Below are 14,421 nucleotides of genomic sequence, written 5' to 3' on the forward strand. Positions count from 1 at the left end.
CATGGGGGCCCGGACCAAGCCGAGTGAGCGGAGCAGGGACATGACGGATCGGGACACCTCCCGCACCCTGGCCCACCCGGAGGCGGCCGAGATCCGCCTGGAGGGCGTCCTGCACGCCCTCTCCGACCCGGTGCGGCTCTCCATCGTCCTGGACCTGGCCGGCTCGGCGGACGACCTGGCCTGCTCGCACTTCGACCTGCCGGTCACCAAGTCCACGACCACCCACCACTTCCGCGTCCTACGGGAGAGCGGTGTCGTACGCCAGGCCTACCGGGGCACCACCAAGCTCAACGCCCTGCGGCGGGACGACCTGGAGGCGCTCTTCCCCGGCCTCCTCGACAGCGTCCTGACGGCGGCCGCCGCCGAGGCATCCCGGCTCACCCGCGTGGCGACCGGCGCCTGACGCCCCACCGGCGGCCGGCGAGTTCCGGAACGCGAATCCCGCAGGCCTGGTGCGGTGACCGGCGCCCGGCACGGCGCCTCGCCGCGTTGTCGGGCCACACACATACGTCCGGTACGCGCCGGGACCCTCCGCCTTGCGGTGCTTCCCCTCGGCCCTGTGGGCCTGGGGAGACCCCATGCACCGGACACCGCGACCCGGCAAACCTTTGCGGCCACAGCACTGGCTAGTGCCGCGTCAGGCGACGTTCGCCCCGTCGCGGCGTCCGGCACGCACTCTCGCCGCACCGGCCGAAAGCCACGTACGTCCCGTACGAGCGCTTCCGGCCGGCACGCCGAGAGCACGCACCGGACGCCGCTCCTGACGGGCAAACGCTGCCTGGCACGGCACTAGCTCGGACCCGGCACCCCGGCGGCGGCCAACAGGCCCGGCCAGTCCGGGATCTTGACCGAGCGACGGCCCAAGGAGCGCCCCAGGTCCGCCTCGGCCGACTCGATGGCCAGCCAGCCCGGCCACTCCACCGGGCTCAGGCCCGCCGCGCGCAGTGCGCTCAGCGGGTCTCCGGGCAGCTCACGCCGGGCCAGCGCTCCCGCGTCCTGGAGCAGCGAGGACGCGGTCTCCTTCGCGCACGGCCGGTTCGTGCCGATCACCCCGGTCGGGCCCCGCTTGATCCAGCCCGCCACGTACTCGCCGACCGAGGCACGGCCCGCGCGCAGCACCCGTCCCGCCGCGTGCGGAACCGTGCCCTTCGCCGCGTCGAAGGGCAGCCCGGCCAGGGGTACGCCCATGTACCCCACCGAACGCAGCACCAGCTGCGCCTCGATGTCCTCGTGGACACCCGTACCGGTCACCCCGCCGCGGCCGTCGGGGGCGGTCCGCTCGAAGCGCATCGCGGTGACCCGCCCGTCGGGCCCGCCCAGGATCTCCACCGGCCGCAGGTAGAACCGCAGCTCGATCCGGCGCGGCCCCTCGGACGGCACCTCCCCGGCCCAGCCGCGCAGCACCTCCAGATTGCGCCGCGCCACCGCCGGCAGCGCGGCGGCCGCGCCCGGATCGGCGTACAGGGGGTCCAGCGCCAGCTCGGCCGGGTCCGCCCAGGCGTCCACCCCCGGCAGTGTGCCCAGTTCCCGCAGCTCCTTGGTGGTGAACCTGCCCTGCGAGGGCCCGCGTCGGGCCACCATCGACACCCTGCGCACCCCGCTGTCCGCGAGTGCTCCGAGCGCCGGCTGCGGCATGTCCGTCGGGGCCAGCTCGGCAGTGCCGCGGGCCAGGATCCGGGTCACGTCCACCGCGACGTTGCCCGCCCCGACCACCACCGCCGCGTCGACCCCGGGCAGGTCGAAGACCTCGGCGGCGGCGTCCGGGTGGCCGCTGTACCAGGACACGAAGGCCGTCGCGGAGTGCACCCCGGCCAGGTCCTCGCCGGGGATGCCCAGCATCCGGTCCCGCGCCGCGCCCACGCAGTACACGACCGCGTGGTACAGCTCCAGCAGCCGCTCCACGGGCAGGGCCGGCCCGCCGACCTCGACGTTCCCGAGGAAGCGGATCCGCTCGTCCTCCAGCACGGTGCGCAGGCTGCCCTGCAGCGACTTGATCTTCTCGTGGTCCGGCGCGACCCCGTACCGTACGAGCCCGTACGGGGCCGGCAGCCGGTCCAGTACGTCGACCCGCACCCCCGGCACCTCGCGCTGCTGGACCAGCGTCTGGGCCGCGTAGACCCCGCTGGGGCCCGATCCGACGACGGCGACACGAAGCACGGCGGAGCTCCTCCCGCAGGTGGTCCCAGCATGACACCGCCGCCCGGGTCAGTCAGCCCATCGCGCGCATCCGGTGGATCTCGGCGCTCTGCGTGGCCACCACCTCGTTGGCCATCTCCTCGACGGCCAAGTTGTTCCCGCCGGCCAGCACCTCGCCCGCCATCGTCACGGCCCCCTCGTGGTGGGCGGTCATCAGCGTGAGGAAGAGGCGGTCGAAGTCGGCGCCCCTGGCATCGGTCAGCGCCTTGAGCTGCTGCTCGGTCGCCATGCCCGGCATCGCAGCGTGGTCCTGGGCGTGGCCGTGGCCGTGACCGGCGGAGGGGCCGCCGGAACCCGCCGGCGCTTCCGGATGGCGGGCCGACCACTTCTCCATCGCGCCGATCTCGGGCTTCTGGGCAGCCAGGATCCGCTCGGCGAGCCGCTTGACCCGATCGGCCGAGGCCCGATCGGGTGCCAGCGCGCTCATCGTCAGCGCCTGCCGGTGGTGTTCGATCATCCGCCGCACATAGGCGTGGTCGGCGGCGTTCGGGCTGTCGTCGGGTTTCGCCCTGGCGGCCTGTTCGGGGGTGAGCGTGCGTGACTTCTCGCCGGGACGGCCCGGCGCGACGATCGAGGCCCGCCCGTCGTCGGCCCGGTCCGCCCCGTCGTCCTGGCAGGCGGTGAGCGTCAGCAGGAGGCCGGCGGTCGCCATCGCCGCGGCGAGCCGGAGGGGCCGCACGGTCAGGGCCTCGCGACCCCGGAGGTCTTTTGCCATGTCCATGAAGGGAAGATACTGCCGGGGTCCTGGTTCCGTTCCCCTGCGGAAGGAACCGATCGGGCTCCCATGGGAGGCACAGTGACCTCGCGACACACCAGGAGAGCGCACCAGAGGAGGGTGGGGGTGGTCGCTGCGGCGGCCGGACTGCTGACCACCCTCCTGGCGGCCGGACCGGCGGCGGCCACCCCGGACCCTGGCGACTTGGCACCCGGCCACGGAAACCATCAGAGCGCGGCCCCCTCGGACGACGGAGAACTCGCCCCGGGCGGCATCCCCGGCCAGGACGAGATCGTGCACAGCGCCAACATCAAACCCCTGGCCAACATCCCCTCCACCGACCCCACCGCGATCAACTCGGACATCGCCTTCCAGGGCAGGTACGCCTACGCGGGCAACTACAACGGCTTCACGATCTACGACATCGCCAACCCCAAGGCGCCGAAGAAGGTCACCGAGGTGCTCTGCCCCGGCGGCCAGAACGACATCTCCGTCGACGGCGACCTGCTCTTCCTCTCCACCGACTCCTCCCGCAGCGACGACTCCTGCAACAGCGTCTCGCAGCCCGCGACGGAGAAGTCCTCGTGGGAGGGCATCAAGATCTTCGACATCAAGGACAAGAAGAACCCCCGGTACATCAAGTCCGTCGAGACGGCCTGCGGCTCCCACACCCACACCCTGGTACCGGGCCGCAAGGACCTCTACCTCTACGTCTCCTCCTACTCCCCGAACGAGGCCTTCCCCGACTGCAAGCCGCCGCACGACGGCATCTCGGTGGTGAAGGTCCCGAAGAAGGCGCCGACGAAGGCCGCGGTCGTGGCCTTCCCGGTGCTCTTCCCCGACGGCGGCAATCCGGGCGCGCCCACCAACCCCGGCGTCTCCAAGACGACGGGCTGCCACGACATCACCGTGCTGCCGTCGAAGGACCTGGCCGCCGGCGCCTGCATGGGCGACGGCATCCTCTTCGACATCAGCAGGCCCGAGCAGCCGCGGGTCATCGACCGGGTCCAGGACAACGTGAACTTCGCGTTCTGGCACTCGGCGACCTTCAACGAACGGGCGAACAAGGTGGTGTTCACCGACGAACTCGGCGGCGGTGGCGGCGCCACCTGCAACGAGGCCACCGGCCCCGACCGGGGCGCCGACGGGATCTACGACATCACCGGCCGCGGAGACCAGCGCAAACTCGCCTTCCGCAGCTACTTCAAGATCCCGCGCCACCAGGCCGACACCGAGAACTGCGTGGCCCACAACGGCTCGCTGGTCCCGGTCGGCGGCGGCCGCGACATCATGGTGCAGGCCTGGTACCAGGGCGGCGTCTCCGTGTGGGAGTTCACCGACTCCGACCGGCCCAGGGAGATCGCCTACTTCGAGCGCGGACCGCTGACCACGGACCGGCTCGGCCTCGGCGGGTCCTGGTCGGCCTACTACTACAACGGGCACATCTACTCGAACGACATCGCCAAGGGCCTCGACGTGCTGCGGCTCGACGACCGGCGCACCGACAGCGCCAAGCGGGTCCGCATGGACCGGCTCAACGTGCAGACCCAGCCCGAGTACCACTGAACCGCCTGAGGTCAGGGGTGTGAGGGAAACGTTCCGCCGGGCGGTCCGCCGTCCGGCGGGACACCCAGCTCCCAGTCCAGCCCGTAGCGTTGGAACAGTTCCGCCCTCAGCCGGGCCGCCGGCATCGGGGCCCCGGGCAGCAGCACCGCCACGACCGCACCCATCAGCAGGGCGCGCAGCAGCGGATAGTCCGCGTCCACGTCGGCCGAGCCGTACCGGGCCACGGTGTCCCGCAGCAGTTCGGCCAGCCGCCGCTGCTCCGGACACTGCACGAAGCCGTCGGCCGTGAGGATGCCCGCCATGTGCGTCCGCATCAGCAGCGGTTCGTCCCGGGCGAGCCCCAGGATCGCGTCGATGGCACGCGCCAGCCGCTCGCGCCCGTCCCCGCTGCGGGGCTCCCGTTCCAGCGCGGCGTGCAGGGTGAGGTGCATCAGCCGGTGCACGGCCGACTGCAGCAACTGCCGTTTGCCCGGGAAGTAGTACGAGACCAGGCCGCGCGCCGCGCCGGCCCGGTCGGCGATGTCGCCGAGCGTCGTTGCCTCGTAGCCGTGCTCGGCCACGAGCTCCACCGTGGACTGCAGCAGCCGCTCCCGGGAACGTCTGCGCAATTCTTCATTGACCGATGCGCTGCGCGGGGACATGCTTACTCCTGCGTTGACTGGCTCACAGCCAATGTACTCAGCGCACGGGGTCGCCTGCTCTGGGTGACACGGGGGATCATCCAGGGCAGGCGCGCCGCATCCTCAGCGCTCCGGCCGCTCGCCGCCGCGCCAGCGACGTACGCACACCGACGTCGCCAGGACCACCAGGACCGCGCCCAGCAGCCAGCCCGCCAGCACGTCCGAGAACCAGTGCACACCCAGGTAGAGCCGGGTGAAGCCGACGCCGAGCACCGAGACGGCCGCCGCGGCCCAGGCGGCCGCGGCCCACCCCGGGGACGGGCGGGGGATCAGCCACAGCATCATCCCGCACACCACGGCCGCCGTCAGGGCGTGGCCGGACGGATAGGCCGCGTAGTGCGCCGAGTCCACCGGGTCCGACCACACCGGACGCTCCCGCCCCACCGCCGCCTTCAATCCCTGCTGCACCACGGACGCCGCCACCGTGGCCAGCGCCACCCGCAGGGCCCGCTCTTGGTCGCCGCGCCACCACAACAGGAAGCAGGCGACCGCGGCCAGCGCCCGCATGGCCCACGGGTCCCAGACCCAGTCGGACAGCACCCGCATGGACCGCGTGACCCCGGAGTTGAGGACGGCGTGGGCGTGCAGGTCCCGCGCGATCCGGTCGTCCCAGGCCAGGAGCGGCTGCCAGCCCGCCACCACCAGAGCGGTCAGTACCGTCCCGAGCAGTGCGCACCCGATTCCCACCCACCGAAAGCGATCGTTCCGCATACGGGGATCCTTGCACCGGCAGCATCGGTGCGAGGCCGGACACCCGCTACGCCAGCGCACTCAGCCCCGGTACGAAGGCCACCAGCAGGGGGATCGCCGGTACCAGGGTGGCCAGCGCCGTCAGCCGCAGCCGGCGGCCCGGCGAGAGCCGGGGTGCGGCCGTCAGCAGCCTGCGCACCCGCTGCGGGACGTGCGCCTCCGGTGCCGAGGAGGCAGCGAACACCCCGCGGTCCTCGTTGAGTCCGACGAGCGCCAGCGCGACCGTCAGCCGCCCGAACCGCCGCGAGGCCATGTCGTCGGCGGCCAGTTCCACCAGCCGGTGCATCTCCGCCTCGAAGGCCGCGAACACCGGCACCTGCGGAAAGCCCCGGGCCAGCGCCCGCGAACAGTGCAGCAGCCAGTCGTGCCGCGCCGCCGCGTGCCCCTGCTCGTGCGCCATGACGGCGTCGAGCTGACTGCCCTTCAACCGGCCCAGCGCCGCCGTCGTGACCACCAGCTGCGGGGCCGCTCCCGGCAGCCACCACGCGTCCGGCCGCGGACCCTCCAGTACGACGAGCCGTACACCCGCGGGGTCCTCCCCGGGCAGCAGCGGGGCCCGCTCCAGCAGTTCGCTGCCCTGGGCGCGCCGTCGGGCCCGGGCCCGCAGGACCTCCCCGGTCAGCATCGCGGCGGTCCACAGGCCGCCGCCCGCGAGGACGAGGGCGGTCCCGGCGGCCCAGGGGCCGCCGGACGCGCCCAGGGCGTAGGCGTCGACCACCCCGTGCGGGGCGACGGCGAAGAGCCGGCCCCGGACCGCCTGCCAGGCCGCGGCGGCGCTCAGCAGCATGGACAGCGCGAAGCACAGCAGCACCGCCCCGACGACGCACTGCCACACCCACAGGGCCACGACCGGTTCACGCTCGGGCCATCGGGCCCGGCCCAGCAGACGGGGAGCGAGCACCGCGGTCAGGGCGCCGAGCATCAGGAGAGCGGCGGGGACCATCATGGCCACCAGCCTATGAGCGAGGGGCTACCTGCGGGTATGAGACGACGGCATTGGTGACGCAGGACACGTCCCCCGTGGCCGTCACATCGACAGCAGCATCGCCAACATCCCCATCCCCATGGCGAGTCGGCAGGCCCTGATCAGCTCCGTGGGCGGGGCGGGCGTGGCGGGCGCGGGGGTCGGGGCGCCCGCGGTGACCAGCCGCGATCCGCCGAGCACCACGTAGCCGGCGTAGTACAGCAGGAGCGCCCCGGTCAGCAGCGGCGTCCCCGCCCCGTGCCCGTGCCCGGATCCCGCCGCGGCGGCCATGTAGACCATCGTCAGCGACCCCACCAGGTGGTGCGCGTGGTGCGCCCCGCCCCGCAGCAGCCACAGGGCGTGCAGGGCCGCCGCGCAGAAGACCACCCCGAGCACGGGCTGCCGCCACCCGCCTCCGGCCCCGAGGGGCACCGCCATCACCGCCATGCCGAACCCCATCACCGCCTCACCGGCGGCGGCCCCGCCCCACCCGCGTACCCTCCGCAGGCAGTACGCACCGCTCACCGCACACAGGAGCACCAGCAGCCAGGAGGAGAGGGAGGCGGACAGGGACGAGGCGGATCCGTGCACGGCGGAACCTCCCGGTTCGTCGGCGTCACGGGGAGAGATGCCCTTCTCCCGCGGGGCTCACGCGGCTCCGGGATAGGCTCTCCCTGCCGTCCCAGGCATGTCATATGCCATCGCACCGAACGGAGCGTCCATGTCGACCGCCCAGCCCGCAGCCCTCAGCTTCCGCAGCGCCGTCGAGGCGGACGTACCGGAACTGGTGGCGCTCGTGGAGTCCGCCTACCGCGGGGACGCCAGCCGGGCCGGGTGGACCACCGAGGCCGACTACCTGGACGGACAGCGCACCGACCCGGACGGGGTCCGGGCCGTCATCGGCAACCCGGACGGGGTCCTGCTCGTCGTCGAGCGCGCGGGCGAGCTCGTGGCCTGCTGCCACATCGAACACCGCGGCGACCACGCCTACTTCGGCATGTTCGCCGTCCGCCCCGGGCTCCAGGGCGGCGGCCTCGGCAAGGAGATCCTCGCCGAGGCGGAGCGCCGCGCCCGCGACACGTGGGGCGCGGGCGAGATGCGGATGACGGTGGTGAACGTACGGGAGGAGCTCATCGCCTACTACGTGCGCCGCGGCTACCGGCGCACCGGCGAGCTGAGCCCCTTCCCGTACGGCGACGAGCGCTTCGGCATCCCGCTGCGCGACGACCTCGCCTTCGAACTGCTGGTCAAGACGCTCCAGGTCTGCTGAGCCGCAGCGTCCCGGCCGCTCAGGCGGTGAAACGGCCCGTGCTGCGGATCTCCGGGAAGCCGGTGGTCACACCGTCCAGTCCGAGCGCCCGCGCCAGCCGCAGCTGGTCCAGGGTGTCGACCGCCAGGCCGGTCACCCGCAGGTCCGCCGCGTGGGCCGCCTCCACCAGTTCCAGGGCGATGCGGTGGATGTCCAGGGCGATCGTCGCCGCGCTCGCGGCCCGCGCCCGGTTCACGAGGGCCTCCGTGTCGCCGCCGAGGGGCTCCGCGAACAGCGTGGTCCGTACGCCCGGCACCCGCCGGGCCGCCTCGGCGAGCAGCGCCCCGTCGGCGGAGGCGATCTCCACCCGGGAGACCAGGTCGCGGCGGAGGACCAGCTCCGCGAGCGCCGAGGCCGCCGCCTGGTCCCCGACGGACGCCTGCAGCGGCGACCGGACCGCGTCCAGCACCTCCTCGAACACCGGCACGCGCTCGCCCTGACCGGCGTCCAGCCCGCGCAACTCGTCCAGGGTCAGGTCGGCGACGGCCCCGGAGCCGTCGGTGGTCCGGTCCACCTCGGGGTCGTGCACGGCGACGAGGACGCCATCCTTGCTCAGCCGGAGGTCCAGGGCGATGGCGTCCATGCCGGAGCGTTCCGCTCGGAGGTACGACCGCAGGGTGTTCTCCGGTTCGACACCCATGACCCCGCGGTGACCGATGGTGAGGAAAGTCAAGGTTCTCTCGCTTCCGTCGACGGCGGCTCCCCGCGCGGTCGCGGTGTCCCTTACCGGCCGCGCGCGATGAGGTCGCATGCTAGTGCGCCCGTCGTGGATAGGGACCGTGCGTGCACGGCCCCGCGGAAGCGCCACCGACCGCTTCCCGCCAGGGTTGTGCGCCCCCGGCGGGCCTCCCGCGGCTCTGCCGCGTCACCCGGGCGTGGGCGCGTCCCCACCGGCTTGACGCGCACCACCGCCGGCTGGCGCGGAGCGGGATCCGGTCAGTTCTGGACATCCGCCCTGGCATGTTCCACGGCCCCCAGGGACATGCCGGGGTATTGCCCCAGGCATGTGAAGCCTTGGCGTGACTGGGCGGAGCTATCAGTTCCGCACCGACAAACGGGAAGACTTTCGGTGAAAGAGGGGGTGGCGCAGGATATTTTCCCGAATTGCCTCTTGAGGAGGAGAGCCTCGCACGCATACGCTGTGCGGACGTGAGGTTCTCCTGTGGAGGAAGTGACATGACGGAAACTCTTGTGCCGGGCGTCGGCGGTGCCGTGATATCCGCTGGGGCGCGGGTGGTGGACCACCCTGCGTGGCCCGAGCTCAAGGCCGCCGTGGAGGAGATCCGGCCCTGGCAGGCGGCCGACGGTTCCATCGACTTCGAGGCCGAGGGCGAGCACGGCCGCGCCACCGTCCTGGCCGCGGTCGAGCGCGTGATCGGCGCCGTCGAGACGCTGTCCCCGCTGCTCCCGCACGCCGCCGCGTACCACCGGGCGCTCATCGGCGACCTGCGCAAGTGGGCCGCCGACGACTTCCGCGTGCCGGACTTCCTCGACTCCCTGCTGGCCTTCCACCCGGCCGCCGAGCGCGCCGACGGCCTGCAGCACCTCGTCGTCTTCCCGATGTACACGCAGAACGGCAACCCGGACCGCAACCTCGAGGCCGTCGTGCTGAAGATGGTGTGGCCCGAGTGGCTCTCCGAGCTGGAGCGCACCCGCTACGACAACCCGCTCTTCCTCGGCATCACCTTCGAGGACTTCACCCCCGGCTACGACACGCACTCCGCCGTGCTGTTCCCGGAGACCATCGCCGTGCGCGAGGCCCCCGAGCGCTTCACCTGGGGCGGCATCTTCTGCGACCGCGAGGCCGCCCGCTACCGCAAGGTGACCGCGGCCGCCGTGGACATCCTGGGCATCGACCTGCCCGAGGACATCGCGCGCATGGTCGACGACCAGGAGCGCTGCGAGAAGGCCTTCGTCCTGTGGGACATGGTCCACGACCGCACCCACAGCCACGGCGACCTGCCGTTCGACCCCTTCATGATCAAGCAGCGCCAGCCGTTCTGGATGTACGGCCTGGAGGAGCTGCGCTGCGACCTCACCGCCTTCAAGGAGGCCGTGAAGCTGGAGTCCGAGGGCAACGAGCACGGCCGTGACGTGCAGTACGCCGTGCTCTTCGACCGGATGTTCCGCTTCCCCGTCTCCGGCGACCGCAACCGCAACTACGACGGGCTCGGCGGCCAGCTCCTCTTCGCCTACCTCCACAAGCACGACGTCGTGCGCTGGACGGACAACAAGCTGAAGATCGACTGGATGCGTGCCCCGCAGGTCACCAACCAGCTGTGCGCCGAGATCGAGGACCTCTACCGGGCCGGCATCGACCGCCCGAAGCTGGTCCACTGGTTCAAGGCCTACGAGCTCGTCTCGACCTACCTCGCCCCGCACCCGGGCTCCAAGTGGGCCAAGGGCGCCGACGCGCTCGACCTGACGCAGCCGCCGCGCAAGCTGGTCGACGACGTGCTTCCGGACGAGTTTCCGCTCAGCATGTTCTTTGAGGCGCTCGCCAAGAAGCTCAAGGGCACCATCGCCTCGACCAAGGGCATCACCGCTCTGAACGCAGAGCACGCCGAGCGGGTCGCCGCGTGAGCACTCGCCCACAGGAGGCTGCACAGATGAACGGCTCCGGGAACGGCAATGGAAAGCTGAGCGGAGCGGTGGTGGCGGTGGCCGGGGCCGGCGGGCCCGCAGGCCGCGCCGCACTGCTCCGCCTCGCCGAGGCGGGCGCGACCGTCGTCGCGTCCGACGCCGATCCGGCGCGCCTCGCGGAAGCCGTGGACGCGGCTCGCTACGCCCACGGCGGCGCCACGATCACCGGCGACACCGTGGACCTGCTCGACCTGGACGCCACCAAGGCCTGGGCCGAGCAGACCGAGAAGGAGTTCGGGCGGGTCGACGGACTGGTCCACCTCGTCGGCGGCTGGCGCGGCAGCAAGACGTTCACCGACGTCGACCTCGCCGACTGGACCTTCCTGGAGAAGCTCCTCGTCCGCACCGTCCAGCACACCTCGCTGGCCTTCCACGACGGGCTGCTGCGCAGCGACCGCGGGCGCTACGTCCTGGTGAGCCAGTCCGGCGCGCACAAGCCGGTCGCCAACAACGCCGCGTACAACGCGGGCAAGGCGGCCGCCGAGGCCTGGACCCTCGCCATGGCGGACTCCTTCCGCAAGGCGGGGGGTGACGAGGGTCCCGGCGCGGCAGCTGCGATCCTGGTCATCAAGGCACTGGTGCACGACGCGATGCGCGCCGAGCGTCCCAATGCGAAGTTCGCGGGCTTCACCGACGTGAAGGAGCTGGCCGAGGCCATCGCCGGCGTGTGGGAGCGGCCCGCCATCGATGTGAACGGACAGCGTCTGTGGCTCACTCCGCAACCGTGAAGACCGATGCCCGCCGGCACCACGATCCGGCAGTGCGCGGCTTCGCCAGCGACAACTACGCGGGGGTCCATCCGGAGATCCTGGAGGCCCTCGCCCTCGCCAACGGAGGTCACCAGATCTCCTACGGCGAGGACGAGTACACCGAACACCTGCAGAAGATCATCCGCAGCCACTTCGGACCGTACGCGGAGGCCTTCCCGGTCTTCAACGGCACCGGCGCGAACGTCACCGCCCTCCAGGCGATGACGGACCGCTGGGGCGCCGTGATCTGCGCCAAGAGCGCCCACATCAACGTGGACGAGGGCGGCGCGCCGGAGCGGATGGCCGGGCTCAAGCTGCTCGCCGTGCCCACGCCGGACGGCAAGCTCACGCCCGAGCTGATCGACCAGGAGGCCTGGGGCTTCGAGGACGAGCACCGCGCGATGCCGCAGGTCGTCTCGATCACCCAGAACACCGAGCTCGGCACGGTCTACACGCCGGACGAGATCAAGGCCATCTGCGACCACGCCCACGGGCTCGGCATGAAGGTCCACCTCGACGGCGCCCGGATAGCCAACGCCGCGGCCTCGCTCGACGTGCCGATGCGCACCTTCACCAACACGGTCGGCGTCGACGTGCTGTCCTACGGCGGCACCAAGAACGGCATGATGTTCGGCGAGGCCATCGTCGTGCTCAACCCGGACGCGGTCCGGCAGATGAAGCACATCCGCAAGATGTCGATGCAGCTCGCCTCGAAGATGCGCTTCGTGTCGGTGCAGCTCGAAGCGCTGCTCGCCAAGGACCTGTGGCTGCGCAACGCCCGCCACGCCAACGAGATGGCGCAGCGGCTCGCCGCCGGGGTCCGCGAGACCGACGGCGTGGAGATCCTCTACCCGGTGCAGGCGAACGCGGTGTTCGCCCGGCTGCCGCACGAGGTGTCGCGGCGTCTGCAGGAGCGTTACCGCTTCTACTTCTGGGACGAGGCCGCGGGTGACGTCCGCTGGATGTGCGGCTTCGACACCCAGGTCGAGGACGTGGACGGCTTCCTCCAGGCCCTCAAGGAGGAACTCGCCCGCTAGCCGGTCGACCCTTCCACACGGCCACATAGGTATGCCACCCAGTGTAAATCTATTGATTGACGGTGGGTGGCATACCTATGCTCCGGGCCATGCAGCTGATCCGGCAGAACCCTGACGTCTTCGCATACTTGGCCTCGGATGAAGCCATCGACCACTGGCATCCCCTCGTGCAGGAAACGGCGGACGCCCTCTGGTCCGCCACCGGCGATGCATACTCATACGCCGAAGCCGCGTTCGAGTTCGTTCGCGACACCATCCCGCACTCGGCCGACTCCGGGGATCCGCGGGTCGCCTGGCGCGCCTCCGGCGTGCTGGGCACGCGCAATGGCATCTGCCATGCCAAGTCCCACGCCCTCGTCGCCCTGCTGCGCGCCCAGGGGATCCCGGCCGGGCTGTGCTATCAGCGCCTCGCCGACGACGACGGCTCGAACCCGCTCGTCCACGGGCTGATCGCCCTGCGCCTGCCCGGCGTGGACCGCTGGAGCCGGCTCGACCCGCGCGGCAACAAGCCCGGAGTGGACGCACGGTTCGATCTCGCCGAGGAACGCCTGGCCTTCCCCGTCCGCCCGGAGCTGGGCGAGGCCGACTACCCCGGGCTGTACGCGGCCCCGCACCCGGCCGTGCTCACGGCCCTCCGTGAATCCGCCGACCGGCACGAGCTGTGGCGGAGGCTGCCGACCCGACTCTAGGGGTGTCCTGGCGGGGTGCCTCAGCTCTGTGCCTGCCGGAGGAGGGCGATCTGCGGGCGATCATGGCGGGCGGGAACGCCCGTACCGTGTCGTCGCAGGCAAGGGCGGCTCCGACGGCGGGGTGTGCGTCCCGAAGACCCCAGAAGGGCAGTGCATCACCGCCCCCTGAGGCCCACCCGCCACCACAGACGACGGCCGGATCCACGCGGCCTGGGCCGCGACCCGGCAGACCTTTGCGGTCACAGCATCAGCCGTGGCTGGCGCTCCCTCGCGGGGCGGAGCCGCATCGTCGGCGGAGGGGGTCAGCCCGCTTCGCGCACCTGGGCCGCCGTCGGCGCCGTACCGCCCAGGTGGGCCGGCAGCCACCAGGAGTCCTCGGTACCGCGCGGCTTCTCCGGGTAGGCGCGCTGGGCCGCGTCCAGCAGCTCCTGCACGCGCTCGCGCAGCCGGCGCGTGATCGCCCCGGCGTACTGGTCGGTGGGTGCCTCGATCGGCTCGCCCACCCGCATCGTCACGGGGATGTGGCTGCGCTTGAGGTTCTTGGGACGGCCCTTGGTCCACAGCCGCTGCGTGCCCCACAGCGCCACCGGGATCAGCGGGACGCCGGCCTCCTGCGCCATGCGGGCCGCACCCGACTTGAAGCTCTTCAGGGTGAAGGACTGGGAGATCGTCGCCTCGGGGAACACCCCGATGATCTCACCGGAGCGCAGCGACTCCAGCGCGTGCTGGTAGGCGGTCTCGCCCTGCTTGCGGTCCACCGGGATGTGCTTCATCGCGCGCATCAGCGGGCCGGACACCCTGTGCCGGAACACCGACTCCTTCGCCATGAAGCGCACCAGGCGCTTCTGCGGCCGCGCCGTCAGGCCGGCGAAGATGAAGTCGAGATAGCCGATGTGGTTCGACACCAGGACCGCACCGCCCTTGCGGGGGATGTTCTCGGTGCCCTTCATGTCGATGCGGATGTCGAGCGCGCGGAACAGTCCGTGCGCGGCGCCGATCACCGGAGGGTAGACGAACTCAGCCATGGGGGGAGACCCGCTTTCTGCCTGGGGAGGTGCTCCCGGCCGGAAGTTACGGAAGCGTAGGTACGCGACCCTTGGGGATGGTGCCCCAAACGCGGGCC

General features: G+C 71.9%; 15 protein-coding genes. 7 read left to right on the forward strand and 8 right to left on the reverse strand.

Features of this window, described 5'->3' with window-relative positions:
* The first annotated feature begins 40 nt into the window (after positions 1-40).
* On the forward strand, positions 41-403 hold the full coding sequence (locus ACFWFZ_RS00790; RefSeq protein ID WP_387114533.1) for an ArsR/SmtB family transcription factor: 363 nt from the start codon (positions 41-43) through the stop codon (positions 401-403).
* Between the two features lie 386 nt (positions 404-789).
* On the opposite strand, the gene ACFWFZ_RS00795 is transcribed toward ACFWFZ_RS00790, so the two are convergent.
* Entirely contained in the window at positions 790-2,157 is a 1,368-nt protein-coding gene (locus tag ACFWFZ_RS00795; RefSeq protein ID WP_387114536.1) for an FAD-dependent oxidoreductase, read from the reverse strand.
* Between the two features lie 52 nt (positions 2,158-2,209).
* Entirely contained in the window at positions 2,210-2,917 is a 708-nt protein-coding gene (locus ACFWFZ_RS00800; protein ID WP_387114539.1) for a DUF305 domain-containing protein, read from the reverse strand.
* A 63-nt stretch (positions 2,918-2,980) separates the two neighbouring features.
* Between ACFWFZ_RS00800 and ACFWFZ_RS00805 the strand changes: the two genes are divergently transcribed.
* A complete protein-coding gene (locus ACFWFZ_RS00805; protein ID WP_387114541.1) occupies positions 2,981-4,477 on the forward strand; it encodes an LVIVD repeat-containing protein in 1,497 nt (498 codons plus the stop codon).
* A gap of 11 nt (positions 4,478-4,488) precedes the next feature.
* On the opposite strand, the gene ACFWFZ_RS00810 is transcribed toward ACFWFZ_RS00805, so the two are convergent.
* The 4 genes from ACFWFZ_RS00810 to ACFWFZ_RS00825 all read right to left on the reverse strand — a co-directional run bounded on the left by ACFWFZ_RS00810 (position 4,489) and on the right by ACFWFZ_RS00825 (position 7,462).
* Positions 4,489-5,118: a TetR/AcrR family transcriptional regulator gene (locus tag ACFWFZ_RS00810; RefSeq protein ID WP_387114544.1), complete on the reverse strand. Its 630-nt coding sequence runs from the start codon at positions 5,116-5,118 to the stop codon at positions 4,489-4,491.
* A gap of 102 nt (positions 5,119-5,220) precedes the next feature.
* Positions 5,221-5,868, reverse strand: coding sequence for a phosphatase PAP2 family protein (locus tag ACFWFZ_RS00815; protein WP_387114547.1), 648 nt, complete (start codon positions 5,866-5,868; stop codon positions 5,221-5,223).
* A gap of 46 nt (positions 5,869-5,914) precedes the next feature.
* Positions 5,915-6,853, reverse strand: coding sequence for a M56 family metallopeptidase (locus ACFWFZ_RS00820; protein ID WP_387114550.1), 939 nt, complete (start codon positions 6,851-6,853; stop codon positions 5,915-5,917).
* An 81-nt stretch (positions 6,854-6,934) separates the two neighbouring features.
* Positions 6,935-7,462 carry a DUF5134 domain-containing protein gene (locus ACFWFZ_RS00825; protein WP_387114553.1) on the reverse strand — a complete coding sequence of 176 codons (528 nt, stop codon included), beginning with the start codon at positions 7,460-7,462 and terminating at the stop codon, positions 6,935-6,937.
* 130 nt (positions 7,463-7,592) lie between these two features.
* Between ACFWFZ_RS00825 and ACFWFZ_RS00830 the strand changes: the two genes are divergently transcribed.
* Positions 7,593-8,141: a GNAT family N-acetyltransferase gene (locus tag ACFWFZ_RS00830; protein WP_387114556.1), complete on the forward strand. Its 549-nt coding sequence runs from the start codon at positions 7,593-7,595 to the stop codon at positions 8,139-8,141.
* Positions 8,142-8,160: 19 nt separating this feature from the next.
* Here the strand turns inward: ACFWFZ_RS00830 and ACFWFZ_RS00835 are convergent, their stop codons facing one another.
* Positions 8,161-8,853, reverse strand: coding sequence for a glycerophosphodiester phosphodiesterase (locus ACFWFZ_RS00835; protein ID WP_387114559.1), 693 nt, complete (start codon positions 8,851-8,853; stop codon positions 8,161-8,163).
* A 503-nt stretch (positions 8,854-9,356) separates the two neighbouring features.
* On the opposite strand from ACFWFZ_RS00835, the gene ACFWFZ_RS00840 reads away from it, so the two are divergent.
* From ACFWFZ_RS00840 to ACFWFZ_RS00855, 4 genes are all read left to right on the forward strand, one after another.
* The gene (locus tag ACFWFZ_RS00840) at positions 9,357-10,763 is read left to right on the forward strand and encodes a DUF6421 family protein (RefSeq protein WP_387114561.1); all 1,407 of its coding nucleotides are present in this window, start codon (positions 9,357-9,359) and stop codon (positions 10,761-10,763) included.
* A gap of 26 nt (positions 10,764-10,789) precedes the next feature.
* A complete protein-coding gene (locus ACFWFZ_RS00845; RefSeq protein WP_387114564.1) occupies positions 10,790-11,551 on the forward strand; it encodes an SDR family NAD(P)-dependent oxidoreductase in 762 nt (253 codons plus the stop codon).
* A complete protein-coding gene (locus tag ACFWFZ_RS00850; RefSeq protein ID WP_387114567.1) occupies positions 11,548-12,609 on the forward strand; it encodes a threonine aldolase family protein in 1,062 nt (353 codons plus the stop codon). Before ACFWFZ_RS00845 ends, ACFWFZ_RS00850 begins: the two co-directional genes overlap by 4 nt.
* Before the next feature lie 89 nt (positions 12,610-12,698).
* Complete coding sequence (locus tag ACFWFZ_RS00855) at positions 12,699-13,298, forward strand: transglutaminase family protein (RefSeq protein ID WP_387114570.1); 600 nt, start codon at positions 12,699-12,701, stop codon at positions 13,296-13,298.
* Positions 13,299-13,600: 302 nt separating this feature from the next.
* Here ACFWFZ_RS00855 and ACFWFZ_RS00860 read toward each other — a convergent pair whose 3' ends face one another.
* Positions 13,601-14,323 carry a lysophospholipid acyltransferase family protein gene (locus tag ACFWFZ_RS00860; RefSeq protein WP_387114573.1) on the reverse strand — a complete coding sequence of 241 codons (723 nt, stop codon included), beginning with the start codon at positions 14,321-14,323 and terminating at the stop codon, positions 13,601-13,603.
* Positions 14,324-14,421 lie beyond the last annotated feature (98 nt).

Source organism: Streptomyces sp. NPDC060232, from assembly GCF_042726555.1.
Classification (GTDB): Bacteria; Actinomycetota; Actinomycetes; order Streptomycetales; family Streptomycetaceae; genus Streptomyces.